Origin of the sequence: Pseudomonas sp. SW-3, from assembly GCF_016615645.1 — a bacterium.
In the GTDB taxonomy this organism is placed as follows: domain Bacteria; phylum Pseudomonadota; class Gammaproteobacteria; order Pseudomonadales; family Pseudomonadaceae; genus Aquipseudomonas; species Aquipseudomonas mandelii.
Genome location: NZ_CP067098.1, coordinates 5,703,486 through 5,722,775, shown reverse-complemented (window position 1 = coordinate 5,722,775; position 19,290 = coordinate 5,703,486). Strand labels below are relative to the sequence as shown.

20 protein-coding genes are annotated in these 19,290 nt (G+C 59.9%); 9 read left to right on the top strand and 11 right to left on the bottom strand.

Annotation, left to right across the window (positions count from 1 at the left end):
• Nucleotides 1–206: 206 nt before the first annotated feature.
• From ppa to exaC, 8 genes are all read right to left on the bottom strand, one after another.
• A complete protein-coding gene (gene ppa / locus JIO00_RS25920; protein WP_008052339.1) occupies nucleotides 207–734 on the bottom strand; it encodes an inorganic diphosphatase in 528 nt (175 codons plus the stop codon).
• A gap of 273 nt (nucleotides 735–1,007) precedes the next feature.
• The gene (locus tag JIO00_RS25915) at nucleotides 1,008–1,820 is read right to left on the bottom strand and encodes a zinc-dependent peptidase (protein ID WP_200667104.1); all 813 of its coding nucleotides are present in this window, start codon (nucleotides 1,818–1,820) and stop codon (nucleotides 1,008–1,010) included.
• 6 nt (nucleotides 1,821–1,826) lie between these two features.
• Nucleotides 1,827–2,483 (bottom strand): DedA family protein, encoded by a 657-nt coding sequence (locus tag JIO00_RS25910; protein ID WP_010467341.1) that lies wholly within the window; start codon nucleotides 2,481–2,483, stop codon nucleotides 1,827–1,829.
• A gap of 238 nt (nucleotides 2,484–2,721) precedes the next feature.
• On the bottom strand, nucleotides 2,722–3,180 hold the full coding sequence (locus tag JIO00_RS25905; protein ID WP_010467342.1) for a GNAT family N-acetyltransferase: 459 nt from the start codon (nucleotides 3,178–3,180) through the stop codon (nucleotides 2,722–2,724).
• A gap of 120 nt (nucleotides 3,181–3,300) precedes the next feature.
• A complete protein-coding gene (gene eutC, locus JIO00_RS25900) occupies nucleotides 3,301–4,125 on the bottom strand; it encodes an ethanolamine ammonia-lyase subunit EutC (protein WP_177346247.1) in 825 nt (274 codons plus the stop codon).
• Between the two features lie 8 nt (nucleotides 4,126–4,133).
• Nucleotides 4,134–5,528, bottom strand: a complete 1,395-nt coding sequence (locus JIO00_RS25895; RefSeq protein WP_083375677.1) for an ethanolamine ammonia-lyase subunit EutB — start codon at nucleotides 5,526–5,528, stop codon at nucleotides 4,134–4,136.
• Nucleotides 5,529–5,579: 51 nt separating this feature from the next.
• Nucleotides 5,580–7,028, bottom strand: a complete 1,449-nt coding sequence (eat, locus tag JIO00_RS25890) for an ethanolamine permease (RefSeq protein ID WP_077749222.1) — start codon at nucleotides 7,026–7,028, stop codon at nucleotides 5,580–5,582.
• Between the two features lie 115 nt (nucleotides 7,029–7,143).
• The gene (gene exaC, locus JIO00_RS25885; protein WP_200667102.1) at nucleotides 7,144–8,664 is read right to left on the bottom strand and encodes an acetaldehyde dehydrogenase ExaC; all 1,521 of its coding nucleotides are present in this window, start codon (nucleotides 8,662–8,664) and stop codon (nucleotides 7,144–7,146) included.
• A 316-nt stretch (nucleotides 8,665–8,980) separates the two neighbouring features.
• Here exaC and JIO00_RS25880 point away from each other — a divergent pair, with 316 nt between their 5' ends.
• The 4 genes from JIO00_RS25880 (at nucleotide 8,981) to JIO00_RS25865 (ending at nucleotide 13,333) form a co-directional block, all read left to right on the top strand.
• Nucleotides 8,981–10,894, top strand: coding sequence for a sigma-54-dependent Fis family transcriptional regulator (locus JIO00_RS25880; protein WP_200667100.1), 1,914 nt, complete (start codon nucleotides 8,981–8,983; stop codon nucleotides 10,892–10,894).
• Between the two features lie 183 nt (nucleotides 10,895–11,077).
• Complete coding sequence (gene mpl / locus JIO00_RS25875) at nucleotides 11,078–12,427, top strand: UDP-N-acetylmuramate:L-alanyl-gamma-D-glutamyl-meso-diaminopimelate ligase (protein ID WP_083375679.1); 1,350 nt, start codon at nucleotides 11,078–11,080, stop codon at nucleotides 12,425–12,427.
• Nucleotides 12,424–13,056: a flavin prenyltransferase UbiX gene (ubiX, locus tag JIO00_RS25870; protein WP_010467349.1), complete on the top strand. Its 633-nt coding sequence runs from the start codon at nucleotides 12,424–12,426 to the stop codon at nucleotides 13,054–13,056. Before mpl ends, ubiX begins: the two co-directional genes overlap by 4 nt.
• The gene (locus tag JIO00_RS25865) at nucleotides 13,049–13,333 is read left to right on the top strand and encodes a YceK/YidQ family lipoprotein (RefSeq protein ID WP_083375680.1); all 285 of its coding nucleotides are present in this window, start codon (nucleotides 13,049–13,051) and stop codon (nucleotides 13,331–13,333) included. The genes ubiX and JIO00_RS25865 overlap by 8 nt, the downstream gene beginning before the upstream one ends.
• Before the next feature lie 116 nt (nucleotides 13,334–13,449).
• Here the strand turns inward: JIO00_RS25865 and JIO00_RS25860 are convergent, their stop codons facing one another.
• From JIO00_RS25860 to JIO00_RS25850, 3 genes are all read right to left on the bottom strand, one after another.
• Nucleotides 13,450–14,091, bottom strand: coding sequence for an oxidoreductase (locus tag JIO00_RS25860; protein ID WP_010467351.1), 642 nt, complete (start codon nucleotides 14,089–14,091; stop codon nucleotides 13,450–13,452).
• Between the two features lie 27 nt (nucleotides 14,092–14,118).
• Nucleotides 14,119–15,837: a C13 family peptidase gene (locus tag JIO00_RS25855; RefSeq protein WP_200667098.1), complete on the bottom strand. Its 1,719-nt coding sequence runs from the start codon at nucleotides 15,835–15,837 to the stop codon at nucleotides 14,119–14,121.
• A gap of 104 nt (nucleotides 15,838–15,941) precedes the next feature.
• A complete protein-coding gene (locus JIO00_RS25850; protein ID WP_010467353.1) occupies nucleotides 15,942–16,397 on the bottom strand; it encodes a MaoC family dehydratase in 456 nt (151 codons plus the stop codon).
• Nucleotides 16,398–16,594: 197 nt separating this feature from the next.
• Between JIO00_RS25850 and JIO00_RS25845 the strand changes: the two genes are divergently transcribed.
• The 5 genes from JIO00_RS25845 (at nucleotide 16,595) to JIO00_RS25825 (ending at nucleotide 19,265) form a co-directional block, all read left to right on the top strand.
• Nucleotides 16,595–16,957, top strand: coding sequence for a CidA/LrgA family protein (locus JIO00_RS25845; RefSeq protein ID WP_010467354.1), 363 nt, complete (start codon nucleotides 16,595–16,597; stop codon nucleotides 16,955–16,957).
• A complete protein-coding gene (locus tag JIO00_RS25840; protein WP_077749938.1) occupies nucleotides 16,954–17,670 on the top strand; it encodes an LrgB family protein in 717 nt (238 codons plus the stop codon). The genes JIO00_RS25845 and JIO00_RS25840 overlap by 4 nt, the downstream gene beginning before the upstream one ends.
• 10 nt (nucleotides 17,671–17,680) lie before the next feature.
• Nucleotides 17,681–18,271, top strand: a complete 591-nt coding sequence (locus JIO00_RS25835; protein ID WP_010467356.1) for an LON peptidase substrate-binding domain-containing protein — start codon at nucleotides 17,681–17,683, stop codon at nucleotides 18,269–18,271.
• A 112-nt stretch (nucleotides 18,272–18,383) separates the two neighbouring features.
• Nucleotides 18,384–18,599, top strand: coding sequence for a hypothetical protein (locus tag JIO00_RS25830; RefSeq protein ID WP_102594344.1), 216 nt, complete (start codon nucleotides 18,384–18,386; stop codon nucleotides 18,597–18,599).
• Nucleotides 18,600–18,686: 87 nt separating this feature from the next.
• Nucleotides 18,687–19,265 carry a hypothetical protein gene (locus JIO00_RS25825; protein WP_172791772.1) on the top strand — a complete coding sequence of 193 codons (579 nt, stop codon included), beginning with the start codon at nucleotides 18,687–18,689 and terminating at the stop codon, nucleotides 19,263–19,265.
• Nucleotides 19,266–19,290 lie beyond the last annotated feature (25 nt).

The following is a 19,290-nucleotide window of genomic DNA, read 5'->3' as shown; positions in this document are numbered from 1 at the left end:
CCGGGCTTTGAATAAACGAGCCGTTCAAATTTCGAGGGAAATTTACGACCGGATGTAAGACGTATTTGGAACAAATTAAACAAGAAAAAACGTAGCGTTCTGAAATTAAACGCTGCGTTTAAAAGGCCCTTGATAGACGCCCACAAAAAACCCCGGATCAACCGGGGTTTTTTTCAAGTCGTCACAGGCGCGAGGCCAGTGGCGTCTCAGCCTTTGTAGGCAGCAACCGACTTGGTGATAGCGTCGCGAGCGGCATCTGCACCGGCCCAGCCTTCGATCTTCACCCATTTGCCTTTTTCGAGATCTTTGTAGTTCGCGAAGAAGTGCTCGATCTGCTGAATCAGCAGGGGTGGCAGGTCGGTGTATTCCTTCACGTCGACGTACAGCTGGGACAGCTTGTCGTGTGGGACTGCGATGACTTTGGCATCGCCGCCGCCGTCGTCGGTCATGTTCAGGATGCCGACCGGACGAGCGCGGATCACCGAGCCTGGCGCTACCGGGTAAGGGGTAACGACCAGCACGTCGAGGGGGTCACCGTCGTCGGCCAGGGTGTTCGGGATGTAACCGTAGTTGGCCGGGTAGAACATCGGGGTGGCCATGAAACGGTCAACGAACAGGCAATCGCTGTCTTTGTCGATTTCGTACTTGATCGGCGCGTGGTTGGCCGGGATCTCGATCGCGACGTAGATGTCGTTCGGCAGGTCTTTGCCAGCCGGAATCTTGCTGTAGCTCATTGGGCGGTGCCCCCGTTAGTTGACCAAAAACACTTGGCCGGATTGACCAAAAAGTGGCGGCGATTATAGGCATATTCCGCCACCGTTGCTATGTGCCAGAGGTCGTGTAGACCCGAGTGCCCAGCCTCACCGATACTGTTGCTTTTTGACGGCGTCCGTTGCGGTCATGCTGCGTTGCCGCTCCTCGCCATAGCCAGCTATGACTCGTCGCGGCGCCTTGCCTGACCACAACGACCACTCGTCAAAAGAGCAACGTATCGGTGAGGCTGGACACTAGTCGTGTGCCTGATAGACCGGGTTCTCGGCCAGAAGTTGCCGTAGCCGGGCCATTGGGTCCTGGCGGTAAAACAGCTTCAGTTGCTCATAGACCTGAGGATACGCCTCGTGCAGCAAATCCGGGGCGCTGAAGAAGTATTCGCTGGTGACGGCGAAGAATTCGGCGGGGTTTTCCGCCGCATAGGGATCGATGGCCGTTTCGGCGTCCGGATTGCGGTCAAGGTGCCGATTGAGGTCGTCGTAGGCGTGTTGCATGACCTTGGCCCACTCGCTGACCCGCATGTCGGGGTGCAGCGGCGGCAAGCCGTTGGCGTCGCCGTTGAGCATGTCGAGTTTGTGCGCGAGCTCGTGGATCACCAGGTTGTAGCCTTCCCAGCCGCCGCTGGCCATCACACCGGGCCAGGCAAGGATGATCGGGCCTTGCTGCCAGGCTTCGCCGCTGTGTTCGCCGTCCCACTCGTGTTCGACACCGCTGGCATCGCGATGCCGTTGGGGGCTGAGGAAGTCGTCGGGGTAGAGGACGATTTCGTGGAAACCCTGATACCAGTTCAGATCGCCCAGGTGCAGCAGTGGCAGTTGCGCTTGAGCGGCGAGCAACAGGCGTTGTTCCTGATGGAGTTCGACGCCGGGCAGGGCGGTCAGGTGTTTATCTTCCAGGAACAGCACGCAGGCTTCACGCAGCCATTGGTCTTCGGCGGCGCTGATGCCGTCAAGAAAACTCAAGTGATGGCGCACCCGCTGCCACACGTCGTCGGCAATCGGGTGTCTGGCCAGGATGCGCCGGCGACGCCAGGCGCTCAGGGACCACATCGCGGGTCAGCGCGATTGGGTTTTGGACGCGGCGTTGCCGAAACGGCTGCGGACCACGCCGATGATCATCGGTACCAGCGACAGCAGGATGATGGCCACCACCAGCAGCGATAGGTTTTTCTTGATGAACGGCACGTTGCCGAAGAAGTAACCCAAGGTCACCAGACCGCCGACCCACAGAATGGTGCCGAGGACACTGAAGGCAAAGAAACGCGGGTAAGGCATTTTGGCGACGCCGGCGACGAACGGCGCAAAGGTGCGGATGATCGGCAGGAAGCGCGCCAAGGTCACGGTCTTGCCACCGTGCTTGTCATAGAAATCGTGGGTCTGTTGCAGGTAGTCGCGACGGAAGATTTTCGAGTTCGGGTTGCTGAACAGGCGTTCGCCCGCTGTTCGGCCGATGACATAGTTGGTGCTGTCACCGAGGATCGCTGCGAGCATCAGCAAACCGCCCAGCAACACCGGGTCCATGCCGCCGCCAGCCGCAACGGCGCCCGCGATGAACAGCAGGGAATCGCCCGGCAGGAAGGGCATCACCACCAGACCGGTTTCGCAGAAGATCACCAGAAACAGGATGGCGTAGATCCATGGCCCGTAGTTGTTCACCAGCAAATCGAGGTAAACATCGAGATGCAGGATAAGGTCGATCGGGTTGAAATCCATGGAGGGGCACCTGTGGTGACGGCCGGACTCAGCAGGCCTGTGCGGATGACTTCGCGAAAGCCTACAGACGAGTGTAGTTTTTCTTACAAGCCGAAAAGGCCGGCATTATACGGGCTGAGTGGTGAAACGCGCGTCGAGATTGTAGCGGGGGATGTCTATGGCGCGGCCGGAAGTCTGGTGACAATAAATAACCCTTTCTGTGATGAACGAGCGCGCTCCCTCATCACAGAAGTCAGGATCAGAGCTCGTCGCTGATCGGCAATACGTAGTTCTTGAACTCGGTGTCTTCCTTGAACCCGATGGATTCGTAGGTTTTCTGCGCCACTTCGTTGTTGCTGCTGGTGGAAACGCGCATGCGCACGGCATTGGTTTCCTTGGCCATTTTCTTCGCGGTGCGAATCAGGTTGTCGGCCACCAGCTGACGGCGGGCGTCTTCGGCGACATAGATGTCGTTGAGGATCCACACGCGCTTGAGCGAAAGGGAGGAAAAGCTCGGGTACAACTGACAGAAACCCATCAGCTTGTCTTTGTCATCGGCCAGCGCCAGATAGATCACCGATTCCTTGCGGCGCAGACGTTTCTCAAGGAATGCCCGGGAGGAGTCTGGATAAGCCAAGGAGCCATAAAACTCGCGATATTTGACGAACAACGGGGTCAGCAGGTCCAGGTGTTCGAGGGTCGCTTGAATAATCCGCATCGATAGGTCTCGTCTTCAAGTGGCTGTCTTCACGTGCTCTGACGGCGAACGGTTCTTCACTCGGGCAGCCGTGCATCGATCCTGCCTGAAACCGGAACAGAAACGCAATGCGGAAACGGTTCAGGCATTCGGCGGGCTCAGTAGGAAATTACCTTTCATGTCCGCACCTGCGTCCGACTCCAGCGTCTGAACCTGGGCTTCGTCCTTCAGATTGACCCCCGACAGCTGGCGGCGGCAAGCCTCGCGCATCAGGTACAGCAAGCGGTGTGCCGCCATTGCGTAGCTCAGGCCCTCGAGCCGGACATTGGAGATGCAATTGCGGTAGGCGTCCGTCAGCCCGACCTTTGGATTGTAGGTGAAATATAAACCCAGGCTGTCCGGCGAACTGAGACCCGGGCGTTCACCGATCAGGATCACCACCATTTTTGCGCCGAGCAGTTCGCCAATCTCGTCGGCCACCGCGACCCGCCCTTGTTCCACCAGCACCACCGGTGAAACGGACCAGCCTTCAGCCTCGATTTGCTCCTGCATCCGCGCCAGAAACGGCAAGGTATGGCGATGAACGGCCAGCGCCGACAAGCCATCGGCGACCACGATCACCAGATCCACGCCACCCGGGTTCGCCTGCGCGTATTCGCGCAGGGTCTGCGCCGATTCATCGCTCAACTTTCGCCCCAGATCAGGGCGCTGCAAGTAAGTGTCCCGGTTCGTGGCGGCGCTGTGCAGCAGCAAACTCTCGCGTCCAGCCTCGGCCAGTTGCGAGCTGAGCCCGGCATGATCGAACGGCAAGTGCACCGCGTCCCGGGCTTGTGCGTGGGCGTACTGGAAATCCAGTTGCGCGCTGGTCGGCATGCTGGTGCCGGTGCGGCCCAGGGCAATCCGCGCCGGGGTCAGGCGACGCAGCTCCAGCAACGGATTCTCTGGGTCAACAGGTGGTTTATCCATTTCAACGCTCATCCCAATTGCGCCATGGCTTGACGGAAGGCCGGCGGCAGGCTGTCGCCGAAGTGAATCTTGCCATCCGCCTGGGTCAGGATGCCCATTCTCGCCAGCCATTGTTCGAACTCCGGCGCCGGTTTCAGGCCCAGGGTCTGGCGGGCGTAAAGGGCGTCGTGGAACGAGGTGGTCTGGTAGTTGAGCATGATGTCATCGGAGCCGGGGATGCCCATGATGAAGTTGATCCCGGCGACGCCCAGCAGGGTCAGCAACGTGTCCATGTCGTCCTGATCGGCTTCGGCGTGGTTGGTGTAGCAGATGTCGCAGCCCATCGGTACGCCGAGCAGCTTGCCGCAGAAGTGATCTTCAAGGCCGGCGCGGATGATCTGTTTACCGTTGTAGAGGTATTCCGGGCCGATGAATCCTACGACGGTGTTGACCAAAAACGGCTTGAAATGACGCGCCACAGCGTAGGCACGGGTCTCGCAAGTCTGTTGATCGATGCCGTGGTGGGCGTTGGCTGACAGGGCACTGCCCTGGCCGGTCTCGAAATACATCAGGTTCTGGCCCAGGGTGCCGCGATTCAGGCTCAGCCCGGCGTCGTAACCTTCCTGCAGGACATTCAGGTTGATGCCGAAACTGGCGTTGGCCGCTTCGGTGCCGGCGATCGACTGGAACACCAGGTCCAGCGGAACCCCGCGATTGATCGCCTCGATGGAGGTGGTGACGTGGGTCAGCACACAGGCCTGGGTCGGGATTTCGTAGCGCTGAATGATTGCGTCGAGCATTTCCAGCATGGCGCAGATCGACGCGATGCTGTCGGTGGCCGGATTGATGCCGATCATCGCGTCCCCGTTTCCATACAGCAGGCCGTCGAGAATGCTCGCCGCAATGCCGGCCGGTTCGTCGGTGGGATGGTTGGGTTGCAGGCGCGTGGATAAACGCCCGCGCAAGCCCATCGTGCCGCGGAATTTCGTGACCACGCGAATCTTTTGCGCCACCAGCACCAGATCCTGCACACGCATGATCTTCGAGACAGCGGCGACCATCTCCGGGGTCAGCCCGGGCGCCAGGGCGCGCAGGCTCTGTTCGTCGGCCGCGTCGCTCAGCAGCCAGTCGCGGAAGCCGCCGACGGTGAGGTGGCTGACGGCCATGAACGCATGTTTGTCGTGAGTGTCGATGATCAGTCGGGTGACCTCATCAGCCTCATAGGGAATCAGTACTTCCTGCAGGAAGTGAGTCAGCGGAATGTCAGCCAGGGCCATTTGCGCCGCTACGCGCTCGCCATCGTTGAGGGCGGCGACGCCGGCCAGAAAATCCCCGGAGCGCGCCGGACTGGCCTTGGCCATGACGTCCTTGAGGCTGTCGAAACGGAAGGTCAGGGCGCCGACCGTGTGAGCAAAACTTGCCATACAGATTCTCCGTGACGGCGCAGACAGGGCCTGCGCCGTAATTTCTGGCCGTTAGTGCAGGGCTTTTTCAGCGTTCTGAATGGCCGCGAATTCTTCTTCGGGCGTGCCTGCTACCAAGTGATGCCGACTGTAGAAAGCAAAGTAAGCAATTAACACTCCATAGATGATCGCAGCGCCAATCACTACGCGTGGGTCTACCAGAAAACCCGCTACTACGGCGATGCAAGCCAGCACCAACGCTACACCGGAGGTGAAAATACCGCCGGGCGTGCGATAGGGCCGATCCATTTTGGGGCGTCGAATGCGCAGTGTGATGTGCGCCGCCATCATCAGGACGTAGGAAATGGTCGCACCGAACACCGCTACCAGAATCAGCAAGTCACCCTGACCGGTCAGTGACAAGCCGAATCCGATGATGCCGGGGATAATCAGAGCCAGTACGGGCGCCTTGCTCTTGTTGGTTTCTGACAGTTTGCGCGGCAGGTAGCCGGCGCGGGACAGCGCGAAGATCTGTCGCGAATAGGCGTAGATGATCGAGAAGAAACTGGCAATCAGCCCGGCCAGGCCCACCAGATTGACGAAGTGGCCCATCCAGGTCGACCCGCCATAGGCCTTGCTCAATGCTTCGACCAACGGATTGCCCGAGGTCAGCAGTGCATTGGCGCCCGCACCGCCCGGGCCGATGACCAGAATCAGCAGGGCAAAGCTCACCAGCACCAGCATGGCGCCGATCAAGCCGCGGGGCAGGTCGCGTTTCGGGTTTTTGGTTTCTTCTGCTGCCAACGGCACGCCTTCGACAGCGAGGAAGAACCAGATCGCGTAAGGAATTGCCGCCCACACGCCGACGTAGCCGAAAGGCAGGAAGCTGCTGGCGCCCTTGGCGTCAGTCACCGGGATGTCGAGGAGATTGGCGACGTCGAAGTGCGGCACCATCGACACCAGGAACACGCCCAATGCCAGCGCGGCGATGGCGGTGATAACGAACATCAGTTTCAGGGCTTCGCCGACCCCGAAAATGTGAATGGCGATAAAGATGATGTAGAACGCCAGGTAAATCATCCAGCCACCAATGCCGAACAGTGACTCGCAATAGGCGCCGATAAACACCGCGATCGCCGCCGGAGCGATGGCGTATTCGATCAGGATCGCGGTGCCGGTCAGAAAACCGCCCCACGGTCCGAATGCGCTACGGGCAAAACCATAGCCGCCACCCGCGGTAGGGATCATCGACGACAGTTCCGCCAAGGAGAAGCACATGCACAGGTACATGGTCGCCATCAGTAACGTGGCGAGAAACATGCCGCCCCAGCCACCCTGGGCTAGGCCGAAGTTCCAACCCGCGTAATCGCCGGAGATGACGTAGGCCACGCCCAGACCCACCAGCAGGACCCAGCCTGCTGCACCTTTTTTCAGTTCCCGTTGTTGGAAATAGTCGGAGCCGACTTTTTCAAAGTCGACCGAGGAGGTAGCCGGCTGCACGCTGGCTTGATCGCTAGGCATAGGTTTCACCTGTTCTTATTGTTTTTGACCGGCGTGGTTGCCGGGTGGGAGCGAAGGCCCAATGTGCAGGCAAGCCCACTCCCACAAGGAGAGTGGCTTGCCTGCGACAGTCGGTTTAGAAGAAGCCCAACGGATTGATGTCGTAGCTCACCAGCAGGTTTTTGGTCTGCTGATAGTGATCGAGCATCATCTTGTGGGTTTCACGGCCGACGCCGGACTTCTTGTAACCACCGAACGCGGCATGCGCCGGGTACAGGTGGTAGCAGTTGGTCCACACACGACCGGCCTTGATGGCGCGGCCCATGCGGTAGGCGCGGTTGATGTCGCGGGTCCAGAGGCCGGCACCCAGGCCGAACTCGGTGTCGTTGGCGATGGCCAGGGCTTCGGCTTCGTCCTTGAAGGTGGTGATGCTCACCACCGGGCCAAAGATTTCTTCCTGGAACACGCGCATTTTGTTGGTGCCCTTGAGCAGGGTGGGCTGGATGTAATACCCGGTCGCCAGGTTGCCCTCGAGTTTTTCCACCTTGCCGCCGGTCAGCAGCTCGGCGCCTTCGCCCTTGGCGATTTCCAGGTACGACAGGATTTTGTCGAATTGCTGCTCGGACGCCTGGGCGCCAACCATGGTGTCGGTGTCCAGCGGGTCGCCACGTTTGATCGACAGCACTTTCTTCATCACCACTTTCATGAAGTCGTCGTAGATCGACTCCTGCACCAGCGCGCGGGAAGGGCAGGTGCAGACTTCGCCCTGGTTGAAGAACGCCAGCACCAGGCCTTCAGCGGCTTTTTCGATGAAGGAAGGTTCGGCCTTCATGATGTCTTCGAAGAAGATGTTCGGCGACTTGCCACCCAGCTCCACGGTGGACGGAATGATGTTTTCGGCGGCGCATTTCATGATGTGCGAGCCGACCGGGGTCGAGCCGGTGAAGGCGATCTTGGCGATGCGTTTGCTGGTGGCCAGGGCTTCCCCGGCTTCTTTGCCGAAACCTTGCACGACGTTCAGCACGCCCGGCGGCAGCAGGTCGCCGATCAGCTCCATCAGCACAGTAATGCCCAGCGGCGTTTGCTCGGCAGGCTTGAGCACCACGCAGTTACCGGCGGCCAGGGCCGGGGCGAGTTTCCAGGCGGCCATCAGGATCGGGAAGTTCCACGGGATGATCTGCCCGACCACGCCCAGCGGTTCGTGGATGTGATAGGCCACGGTGTTGCCATCGATCTCGGCGGCGCTGCCTTCCTGGGCGCGGATGCAACCGGCGAAGTAGCGGAAATGGTCGGCGGCCAGCGGGATGTCGGCGTTGAGGGTTTCACGCACGGCTTTGCCGTTGTCCCAGGATTCGGTGATTGCCAGGACTTCCAGGTTCTGTTCAATGCGGTCGGCGATTTTCAGCAGCACCAGCGAGCGCGCCTGGGCGGACGTGGCGCCCCAGGCATCGGCGGCGGCGTGGGCGGCGTCCAGGGCTTTGTCGATGTCTTCGGCCGTGGAGCGCGGGAATTCGGCAATCGGTTGGCCATTCACGGGCGAGGTATTGGTGAAGTACTGATCTTTGACAGGCGCGACGAACTCGCCGCCGATGTAGTTACCGTATTTGCTCTTGAACGAAACGATAGCGCCTTCAGTACCGGGGTGAGCGTAACGCATGGTGATTTCTCCTTGGCTTTTTGTGCTTATAAGGGAGAGCGCATGTGCGCTTGCTATAAGCGTAGAGCAAAGGTCGGGCCACTGCCCTGCAGGTCAGGCAAATCAAGGTCTTGCGCGTTTTTTGTCGGACGGGCGGGCGGCGCCTGTGACGATTCCGGTACAGCCCTCGTGACACTTTGTACCGCTTGTGGCACAGCTTGTGACCGGGCGGTCTTGCCAGCATTGCAATGCGCCGATGGCTGGAGGATGCTGGGCCACAAGATGTGTGTCAGCCCTTGATGGGGTTCAGCACAGCTCTCGGAGAGAACAATAAGAAATGCACGACAACCATTTGAGTCGCCATGCCCAACAAGTCTTGACCGTCACCCAGGGCAAATCCCACCTGCACGGTCCTGGCAGCGACCCGTCCATCGCCCGTTCATGGCTGCGCTGCCTTGAGGATTATCACCTCGACCCGGCCCTGACGATGGCGCCGACGGTGCTGGAACACGGCCGGGTGCTGGAAAGCCGCGAACGCTTGCAGCAAGTGCTGCACATCGCCGGCAGCGAAATGACCAGTCTGCATCAGCAACTTTCCGGCGCCGGCCACGCCGTGCTGCTCACCGACGCCCGTGGGGTGATCCTCAACTGCGTCACCGCACCGGCCGAACGGAAAATCTTCGAGCGCGCCGGCCTGTGGCTTGGCGCCGACTGGAGCGAAGCCTGCGAAGGCACCAACGGCATCGGCACCTGCCTGGTGGAGCGCCAGTCGCTGACCATTCACCAGGATGAACACTTTCGCGGCCGCCACACCGGCCTGACGTGCTCGGCGAGCCCGGTATTCGACCCTCACGGCGAGCTGCTGGCGGTTCTCGATGTGTCCTCGGCGCGTCACGAAGTCTCACGTCAAAGCCAGTTCCACACCATGGCCCTGGTCAATCTCTCGGCGAAGATGATCGAGAGCTGCTATTTCCTGCGCTACTTCGACAATCAATGGTTGCTGCGCTTTCACCTGCAAGCCGAATCCGTCGGGCTGTTCAGCGAAGGCTTGCTGGCGTTCGACGTGGAAGGGCGGATCAGCGCGGTCAACCAGAGTGCGCTGAACTTGCTGGGGCATATTCGCGGTGGATTGCTGGGCAAGCCGGTGGAGGCGTTTTTCGATTGCTCGCTGGATGACTTGCTCGGCCGCGCCAGTGTCAACGCCAGCGCCAGTTGGCCGTTGCGCACCCGTGATGGGCGGAGTCTGTTTGCCGTGTTGCGCGGGCAGCCGCGCAGCATTCCGGTGCCGGTGGTGCCAGGTCCGACAATTGCCGAGCGTCCGCGCCTGTCGGGCATCTGCCTGGGCGATGCCGCGTTGCAGGAAGATTTCCGCAAATCCTTGAGAGTTTTCGAGCGAGACGTGCCGCTGTTGATCAATGGCGAAACCGGTTCCGGCAAAGAAGCCTTTGCCAAAGCCGTGCATCAGGCCAGCCAGCGGGCCGACAAGGCCTTCGTCGCCCTTAACTGCGCGGCGATCCCTGAAAGCCTGATCGAGAGCGAACTGTTTGGTTATCGCGGCGGCAGCTTTACCGGCGCGCGCAAGGAAGGCATGCGCGGCAAGTTGCAGCAGGCGGACGGCGGCACACTGTTCCTCGATGAAATCGGCGACATGCCGTTGGCGTTGCAAACCCGGCTATTAAGGGTGCTGGAAGATCGTCAGGTGGTGCCGATTGGCGGCGAGCCGGAGTCGGTCAATGTGCGGATCATCAGCGCCACTCACCGCCATTTACTGGAGCGGGTGCAGGACGGCAGCTTCCGCGAGGATTTGTATTACCGGCTCAATGGGCTGGAGATCGCATTGCCGGCGTTGCGTGAGCGAAGTGATAAATCGCAGTTGCTTGATTTTCTGCTGGCCGAGGAAGCGGGCGCGGAGACGGTGCTGATCGATAAGCCGGCCCGGCAAGCCTTGCTGGGTTTCGCCTGGCCGGGGAACGTGCGGCAGTTGCGCAATGTGCTGCGCACCTTGGCGGCGTTGTGTGACGACGGGCGGATCGGGCTGGAGGATTTGCCGGTGATGATTCGTCAGGTTCGACCGGTGCCGGTTGTGGCCGTTGAAGAGACTTCCGAACATCCGCTGGACGATGCCGAGCGGCTGGCGTTGCTCAATGCGCTGGAACAGACCCGTTGGCACATGACCCATACCGCCGAGCAGCTCGGCGTCAGCCGTAACACCCTCTATCGAAAACTGCGCAAACACGGCATCGCCCGCTAGGCACGTCGTCACACTGTAGGAGCGAGGCTTGCCCGCGAAGAACGATTACGCGGTGTACTAGCGGAATCGTGTTATGGCCTTCGCGGGCAAGCCTCGCTCCTGCGGGTTTTGCGTTGACCCGAAACAAAGGTGCGAATTTTCCCACCCTACGCTAACCTGCGGCCATGTTTTACGAGGTCGACTATGCATATTCATATTCTTGGTATCTGCGGCACTTTCATGGGTTCGATGGCGGTTCTGGCCAAAGAGCTGGGCCATCACGTGACGGGCTCCGATGCCAACGTCTATCCGCCGATGAGCACTCAGCTTGAAGCGCAGGGCATTGAGTTGACCCAAGGCTACGACCCCGCCCAACTCGATCCGGCGCCGGATCTGGTGGTGATCGGCAACGCCATGTCGCGCGGCAACCCGGCCGTCGAATACGTGTTGAACAAAGGCCTGCCCTACGTCTCCGGCCCGCAATGGCTGGCCGACCACGTGCTGCAAGGTCGCTGGGTCCTGGCCGTCGCCGGCACCCATGGTAAAACCACCACCAGCAGCATGCTTGCCTGGGTCCTGGAGCACGCGGGCATGAGCCCGGGCTTCCTGATCGGCGGCGTGCCGCAGAACTTCTCGGTGTCGGCGCGTCTGGGTGACACACCGTTCTTCGTCATCGAAGCCGACGAGTACGACAGCGCGTTCTTCGACAAGCGCTCCAAGTTCGTTCACTACCGCCCGCGCACGGCCATTCTGAACAACCTGGAATACGATCACGCCGACATCTTCCCGGATTTGCCCGCCATTGAGCGGCAGTTCCACCACTTGGTGCGAACCATCCCGAGCGAAGGCCTGGTGATTCACCCGACCACCGAGCCAGCGTTGCAGCGCGTCATCGAGATGGGCTGCTGGACTCCGGTGCAAACCACCGGTGCCGGCGGTCAGTGGCAGGTCAAGCTGCTGAGCGAAGACGGCTCCAGGTTCGAAGTGATGTTCGAAGGCGTCGCCCAAGGCGTCGTCGATTGGGACATGACCGGCCAGCACAACGTCGCCAACGCCCTGGCCACCCTGGCGGCTGCTCGCCACGTCGGCGTTGTACCGTCGATGGGCATCGCTGCATTGAGCGCCTTTAAAAGCGTGAAACGCCGGATGGAGAAAGTCGCCGAGGTTCGCGGCATTACCATCTACGACGACTTCGCTCACCACCCGACGGCCATTGCGACGACCCTCGACGGCCTGCGCAAACGCATCGGTGATGCGCCGTTGATTGCGATCATCGAGCCGCGCTCCAACTCCATGAAGCTCGGCGCTCACCGCGACGGCTTGCCGGAAAGCGTGGTCGATGCCGATCAAGTGATCTGGTATGCCCCCGCCAACCTCGGTTGGGACCTGGGCGCGACCGCCGCGTTGTGCACGGTGCCGTCGATCGTCAGCGACTCTCTGGAAGGCATCATCGAGCGCGTGAAGAGCCAGGCCCAGCCCGGCACCCACGTGGTGATCATGAGCAACGGCGGCTTCGGCGGCCTGCACGGCAAACTCGCCGAGGCGCTGCAATGAACAACGGCCCGGAACGCATCACCCTCGCGATGACGGGCGCTTCGGGCGCCCAGTACGGTTTACGTCTGCTCGACTGCCTGATCCGCGAAGACCGCGAGGTGCATTTCCTGATCTCCAAGGCGGCGCAACTGGTGATGGCCACCGAGACTGACGTCACGCTGCCGGCCAAACCGCAGACGATGCAGGCTTTCCTCACTGAATACACCGGTGCGGCCGCCGGGCAGATCAAGGTGTACGGCAAGGAAGACTGGATGTCGCCAGTGGCCTCGGGTTCCGGTGCGCCCGCGGCGATGGTGGTGGTGCCGTGTTCCACCGGGACGTTGTCGGCGATCGCGACCGGTGCCTGCAACAACCTGATCGAGCGGGCTGCCGACGTGACGTTGAAAGAGCGTCGCCAGCTGATTCTGGTGCCGCGTGAAGCGCCGTATTCGAGCATTCATCTGGAACACATGCTCAAGCTGTCGAACATGGGCGTGACGATATTGCCGGCGTCGCCGGGCTTTTATCATCAGCCGCAGACGATCGATGACTTGATCGACTTTGTCGTGGCGCGGATTCTCAATCTGCTGAACATCCCGCAAGACATGCTGCCGCGCTGGGGCGAACACCATTTGAGCAGCGATGAATAAGCTGCTGATTGTTCTGCTGGCCCTGCAATTGGGGGGCTGCGCCACGGCGCGTACGCTGGACGCGGCCAAGCCTGGGGCGCCAGTGGTGTACGCGGGGACGCGCCTGGATTTGTATGCCATGAATGGCGGTTGTTGCGCGATGGACCGGTTCGGCGCCGAAGCGCCGAGCTACCCCGGCGTCGACCTGCCGGCCAGCGCGTTGCTCGACACGCTGTTATTGCCGTTGTCATTGCTGACGGTGATCGGGGTGAGTTTCCAGGCGACGGGCGGGTTGTAGCGTTCGGCTTTGAATCGGTGTGCGCCCTTCGCGGGCAAGCCTCGCCCTACAGGTTCTCCGTTGCCTGTGTAGGAGCGAGGCTTGCCCGCGAAGGCGCCCTCTCAGACACCAAAGAATTATTTGCCTAGCTTGCGCAGTTCATCCGATTCGACAATCCGTACCCCATCCTGCTCTTCCAGCGCCAGTCTCCACATGGCGCGAGCCAGTTGGCAGGCTTCGATGCCGCGGTACTTGCCAGGGATCAAGCGCGACAACGGCCCGACGAGTTGCTCGGCCGTGCGCGGTTCCAGTCGATCGCCCAGCAACAACGAAGGTCGGCAAATGGTCAGCTGCGGCCAGTCCTGCGCGCGCAATGCGTACTCCATCTCGCCTTTGACCCGGTTGTAGAAAATCGAGGATCTGCGATCGGCCCCCAGGGCACTGATCACGATCAGGTGCCGGGCACCCATTTCACGTGCACGTTTGGCGAACGCCACCACCATGTCCAGGTCGACCGCACGAAAGGCTTGTTCGGAGCCAGCCTGCTTGATTGTGGTGCCGAGGCAGCAGTAGGCGATGTCGACGCGACCGTTCAGTTGCGGCAGAAACGCCGCCGCGTCGCCGACCGGGTTTTCCAGATGGGGATGCTCGGCCAGTGGCCGGCGTGAGGGGGCCAGTACCCTTGAAATCGTTGGCTCATTGAGCAGGCGATCAAGCAGATGTTCGCCGGTCAACCCGGTAGCTCCGGCAAGCAGTACATGCTGAGGCGTCAAGTACATAGTGTTTCCCCCTTGATACTGTTCAGCTTAGTTGCTCTTTGCATCCTTGCTGCTGATAGAGACACTTTGTAGCGCTTTTCGTGCCTGCTGTTTGCGCAAGAGTTGCCAGTGCGAGAGGACCGTTTTCGGCGCCCAGAGCTGCGGTTCAGAGGCCTCGAAGCCGTCAGCGAGTTCACGCTCTGCCACCGTGGCCTTGGCCAGCTTGAAGGCATGTTCCAGGTCGTCGGTCTGGTTCAGCGCCTGGGCGAACAGCGCGTCGCCGAAGTAGGTGAAATTGGCTTCTTCCGAGCAACCGAAGGACACCCGATCAGCGCGCGAGGCGGTCATGATCAGCGTGCGTTCATCCTTGAGCGCGGGGATGAAGCCGCCGGAATAGCAGGACGAAATCACCACAATCTTGTCGCGGTTCTTCAAGGGCGTGAGCACGGCGGCGAGTTCGTCGGCCGGCAGGTCGGCCAGTTCCATGCGCGGCTGGTCGAGCACCAGTTCATGTTCGCTGCTGCCATGGCTGGTCAGGTAGATGAAGATCAAGTCTTCCGGGCCACTGCGTTCGGCCAGGGTCATTGCGGCGCGGCGCAGGTTTTCCCGGGTGGCCATCGGCCGGTCTACGAGGTGATCGCGATGGTTCACCAGGCGGATCTGGCCGAAGGCGCCGAAGCGGCTGCTGAGCATGTTGCTGACGTAATCGGACTCGCGCAGGAACACGCTCTGCTTGCCGTCGCCGCCCAGGGTCAAGGTGTACAGCTCGACCATCGGGGTCGAGGCTGGCACGTTGGACAGAGCGTCATCGAGTAACCGGCCCTGGGCCAGCAAGCCGAGCTCCAGGGTGTCGGGCAGCAACTTGCCGTCGGCATCGCGAACACGCTGGCCATTGACCCACGTTCCGCTTTGCACTGTGCCGTCGGTGAGCACCAGGGTGCCGAGCCCCGAGTAGCTGTCACTGTCGAACTGGCCGATGTAGAAGCTGCCGTCGGGCAGGTTCAATCGACCCTGGCCGGTAAAGCGCCAGTCGCTGAACTGGCCGATGTAATGACTGCCGTCAGCGCCGATCAACTCGCCCTTGCCGTTCAGCGAGCCTTCCTTGAACTGGCCCAGCCAGACATCGCCGTCGGCGTTTTCGTAGCGGCCCTTGCCGTGCAGTTGATTGTTCTTGAAGCCGCCGACATAGATGTCGCCGTCGGCGCTGTTGAAGGTTCCGTTGCCTTCCAGCTGACCGTCCTTGAAGTGCCCGGTGAACTGATTGCCACTGGCGTCGCCGCGCTGCCCTTCACCGTTGGGTTTGCCATTGGCGAACTGGCCCTGGTAGGAACTGCCGTCGTCGAGTTCGAGACGCCCGAGCCCTGAATATTGATCGGCCTTGAATTCACCGCGATAGGTCATCGCGTTTTCTTTTAGCGTGCCTTCACCGTCACGGCGGCCGAGTTTGAATCCGCCGGTGTAGCTGCTGCCGCTGGTGGTCAGTGTGCCCTTGCCGTCAAACAGGCCTTGATTGAATTGGCCCCGATAGACTTCGCCGTTGCTGCCATGCCACTCGCCCTGGCCATGCCATTGCCCCTTGTCGAACTCGCCGGCGTACCAACTGCCGTTGGGGTAGTCGATGCGGCCCTGGCCTTGCAACAAGCCGTTGACCAGATCACCGCGATAGCGCCCGCCGTCCGGCAAGCGGGCATCCGGGGGCAGCAGCGATTCGCCGTCGCCGCAAGCGGTGAGCAACAGGGTCAGGGCGAGGAGTGCAAGTGAGCGCATAGCGGGATCCGGGCAATTATGCGACGGAGTATGCCGCAGCTATGTGTCGTATATATAGAGATACGGCGCGAAACAGCGTGAGCTGTTTCGCAATCAGACCTGTGTCAGACGAAACAGAGGGACAGCGGCTCGGCGATATACGCCGGTTTGTCCGAGCCTTCGATTTCAAGCGTGGCGGTGGCTTTGAGCAGCCATTGGCCGGGTTTTTTCTCGATGACTTCGTTCATGTCGACCTTGAGCCGAACCCTGGAGTTGACCTTTACTGGCTGGATGAAGCGCACGCTGTCCAGGCCATAGTTGACCACCATCTTCGCCCCTTGAGGGAGGATCAGGATGTCTTCCATCAGTTTCGGGATCAGCGACAGTGACAGGAATCCGTGTGCAATGGTGCTGCCAAATGGCGTTTGCGCGGCTTTGACCGGGTCGACGTGAATAAACTGATAATCGCCTGTGGCTTCTGCGAACAGGTTGATGCGCTCCTGATCGATGGTGAGCCATTCGGAACGTCCGAGTTCCTTGCCGACATAATCTTTGAGCTCTGCAACGGGAACATAGGGCATTGAGACTCTCCTTGGGTTTCATCGGATTTATAGTTTTTCGAGTGGGGGGATTTGGCCTCCCTGTGAACCACTTTAGATCAACATGGCAAATTGCTCCGGTCAACTGACCATGCTTTTGGCGAATGCCGATCCATAGCGTTGACGTGCTTATAATGCCCGGCCCCTTTTTGGTGGGGCGCGCGTGCGGGAGATGCTGGATGTTGTTACGTGGCCTGACCTGGCTGGTGCTGTTCCAATTGCTGGGCACAGCCATCAACCATTTGTTTTTACCGGTACTGCCCGGGCCGATTGTCGGCCTGCTGCTGTTGCTGGTGTACCTGATTTCGCGCGGGCAAGTCGGCGAGCCGTTGAACCTGGCCGCCAGCAGCCTGCTGCGCTATTTGCCTTTGCTGTTGGTGCCGCCAGCCGTGGGCGTGATGGTTTACGCCAAGGACATCGCCGCAGACTTCTGGGCCATTGCCGGCGCGCTGGTGTTGTCGCTGGTGCTGTCCATGGCGTTTGTCGGGGTGCTGATGCAGCGCATGGTCAAGCGTCATGCCCATCGCGGAGATCGCTCATGATCCTCGATTGGCAGGGTGCGCTGGACTCGGTGATTCATCACCCGTTGTTCGGCCTCGGCATTACGTTGGGCGCTTATCAACTGGTGCTGGCAGCCTTTGAAAAAACCCGCTGGATCTTTCTGCAACCGGTGCTGGTCTCCATGCTGTTGGTGATCGGTGTGCTGACGGTCTGTGGGATCACGTTTGTCGAGTACCGCAAGAGCACCGAGATCCTCAGCATCTTGCTCGGACCTGCGACCGTTGCGCTGGCAGTGCCGCTGTATCTCAATCTGCGACGCATTCGGCAGTTGTTCTGGCCGATTTTTACTACGCTGGTGATAGGCGGCGTGGTTGCCACGGGCATGGGCGTGTTGCTGGGGTGGTGGTTTGGTGCCGAACACATGATCCTGATGACCATGGCGCCGAAGTCAGTGACGTCGCCGATTGCCATGTTGGTGGCTGAGCAGATCGGTGGTGTCGCGGCGTTGGCCGCGGTGTTCGTGTTGATCACCGGCGTGATCGGTGCGATCTTCGGTCCGGGTATGCTGACCCGGCTGGGCGTGCACAGCCCTGAAGCCCGGGGCATGGCTCTGGGCATGACCGCCCATGCGGTCGGCACCTCGGTGGCCTTGCAGGAAAGTGAAGAATGCGGCGCTTTCGCGGCGCTGGCGATGAGTCTGATGGGCGTGGCCACGGCGGTGTTCCTGCCGTTGGCGGTGTCGATGGTGGTTTAAGGATATGTCTATGAGCTTGCCGCTTTTTCCGCTGAACACTGTGCTGTTTCCTGGCTGCATCCTCGACTTGCAGATCTTCGAGGCGCGCTACCTGGACATGATCGGCAGTTGCATGAAAAAGGGCGTCGGCTTCGGCGTTGTGTGCATTCTCGACGGCGAAGAAGTGGGCATCGCACCTGCGGGCTATGCGCTGGTCGGCTGCGAAGCGTTGATCACTGATTTCAAACAACAGGACAATGGCCTGCTGGGCATTCGCGTGCAGGGCGGGCGGCGTTTTCATGTGTTGCGCACCGAGGTACAGCGCGATCAATTGACCGTCGCTGAGGTCGAGTGGCTGGAAGACGAACCTGAACAGCCGCTGCAGGATGAGGATGCGGACCTGGTCGCCCTGCTCAAGGCATTGGCCGAACACCCGATGGTCGAAGCCTTGAACATGGGCACCGAAGCGACCGGGCAACAGTCACTGGCCAATCAGCTGGCCTATCTGCTGCCGTTTGCCGAAGTGGACAAGATCGACCTGCTGCAACTCGATGATCCCCAGCAGCGGCTGGATGCGATCCAGGCGCTGCTGGACGAGTTGCAGGGTGAGTTGTTTGCCTAGTTGTACTTTGTATTAAGTTCTTCGGTTCGCCACTATTGTCTTCGTAAAGCTCAGTCAGTAGTTTGCAGTTATTCGCATGGAGCGGATAAGGGTTAACTATATGGATGTGGTTATGACGCTATATGAAGATGAATGGATGTTCTGGGATGATATTGCCGGGCGCTATATTTTAAAGCACGCGAGCAACGATCCGAATACGGCTAATATTATTGATGCCGCTGCTTACTATGCCGATTCAATGGTTGTCGCTCGACGTAAGCGCAAGCGCGTAAAACTTCCAGTCTCCGGTACTGCCGTCGATACTTCAAACGCTCCGACGGCTCTTTAGTACACGACTTATAAACTATTCGGCAACGGACTGGGTTTTGCGCGTCTTGCTGAAAAAAATTGAGTGAACAGCATCTTGAGGTGATTGATGTCCCTGGAAAATCAAAGCAGTGCATTTACCGCTAATCTTTACGTCAACGGCACGCCGGTGGTGCTCAACCAGCAGCGCCTGAAGCTTAGGCTGCGTGACCCGCGAATCACCCGGCGCGAACGCCTGGACGTGGAGGTGGCATTGGCGAGTGACGACAGCACAAGTATTCTGACGCTCGCCGATCATGAGGATGACAAGCCTCTATTGTTGAAGTTTGTGCCCAAGGCTGGCAAGTATGAAGTGCTGGCCGTTATTCGAGGCGCCTATGAAGGTGGTCATTTGACGGTTAATGTCGGAACCCGTCATCTATATATGAATAGCGGTTCGGAAGGTGCCAGGTTTTCGATACGTAAGCATGGGGTGGACCAAGCGAGTTTTGATGATTTTGCTGCCGGTCCAGGGTATGTGCAGCTCGTGAGTGAGCTTAATGGTCGGCCGCTCTATCTGGCAAACGACAAGGGGAAAGTGCATTTTAAAGATGTTGATCCTAATGTCTCCAAGCATGATGCGTTCAACAATGATCCCGTCAACTTCGTGATCAAGATTGTTGATAAGCCGGGTGAGGAGCGCAAATAAAAAAACGCCATCAGTTTTGCAAGCT

Coding starts and splice junctions, on each gene's coding strand:
- ppa (WP_008052339.1), bottom strand. CDS start 734: ATGAGCTACAGCAAGATTCCGGCTGGCAAAGACCTGCCGAACGACATC.
- JIO00_RS25915 (WP_200667104.1), bottom strand. CDS start 1,820: ATGTGGTCCCTGAGCGCCTGGCGTCGCCGGCGCATCCTGGCCAGACAC.
- JIO00_RS25910 (WP_010467341.1), bottom strand. CDS start 2,483: ATGGATTTCAACCCGATCGACCTTATCCTGCATCTCGATGTTTACCTC.
- JIO00_RS25905 (WP_010467342.1), bottom strand. CDS start 3,180: ATGCGGATTATTCAAGCGACCCTCGAACACCTGGACCTGCTGACCCCG.
- eutC (WP_177346247.1), bottom strand. CDS start 4,125: ATGGATAAACCACCTGTTGACCCAGAGAATCCGTTGCTGGAGCTGCGT.
- JIO00_RS25895 (WP_083375677.1), bottom strand. CDS start 5,528: ATGGCAAGTTTTGCTCACACGGTCGGCGCCCTGACCTTCCGTTTCGAC.
- eat (WP_077749222.1), bottom strand. CDS start 7,028: ATGCCTAGCGATCAAGCCAGCGTGCAGCCGGCTACCTCCTCGGTCGAC.
- exaC (WP_200667102.1), bottom strand. CDS start 8,664: ATGCGTTACGCTCACCCCGGTACTGAAGGCGCTATCGTTTCGTTCAAG.
- JIO00_RS25880 (WP_200667100.1), top strand. CDS start 8,981: ATGCACGACAACCATTTGAGTCGCCATGCCCAACAAGTCTTGACCGTC.
- mpl (WP_083375679.1), top strand. CDS start 11,078: ATGCATATTCATATTCTTGGTATCTGCGGCACTTTCATGGGTTCGATG.
- ubiX (WP_010467349.1), top strand. CDS start 12,424: ATGAACAACGGCCCGGAACGCATCACCCTCGCGATGACGGGCGCTTCG.
- JIO00_RS25865 (WP_083375680.1), top strand. CDS start 13,049: ATGAATAAGCTGCTGATTGTTCTGCTGGCCCTGCAATTGGGGGGCTGC.
- JIO00_RS25860 (WP_010467351.1), bottom strand. CDS start 14,091: ATGTACTTGACGCCTCAGCATGTACTGCTTGCCGGAGCTACCGGGTTG.
- JIO00_RS25855 (WP_200667098.1), bottom strand. CDS start 15,837: ATGCGCTCACTTGCACTCCTCGCCCTGACCCTGTTGCTCACCGCTTGC.
- JIO00_RS25850 (WP_010467353.1), bottom strand. CDS start 16,397: ATGCCCTATGTTCCCGTTGCAGAGCTCAAAGATTATGTCGGCAAGGAA.
- JIO00_RS25845 (WP_010467354.1), top strand. CDS start 16,595: ATGTTGTTACGTGGCCTGACCTGGCTGGTGCTGTTCCAATTGCTGGGC.
- JIO00_RS25840 (WP_077749938.1), top strand. CDS start 16,954: ATGATCCTCGATTGGCAGGGTGCGCTGGACTCGGTGATTCATCACCCG.
- JIO00_RS25835 (WP_010467356.1), top strand. CDS start 17,681: ATGAGCTTGCCGCTTTTTCCGCTGAACACTGTGCTGTTTCCTGGCTGC.
- JIO00_RS25830 (WP_102594344.1), top strand. CDS start 18,384: ATGACGCTATATGAAGATGAATGGATGTTCTGGGATGATATTGCCGGG.
- JIO00_RS25825 (WP_172791772.1), top strand. CDS start 18,687: ATGTCCCTGGAAAATCAAAGCAGTGCATTTACCGCTAATCTTTACGTC.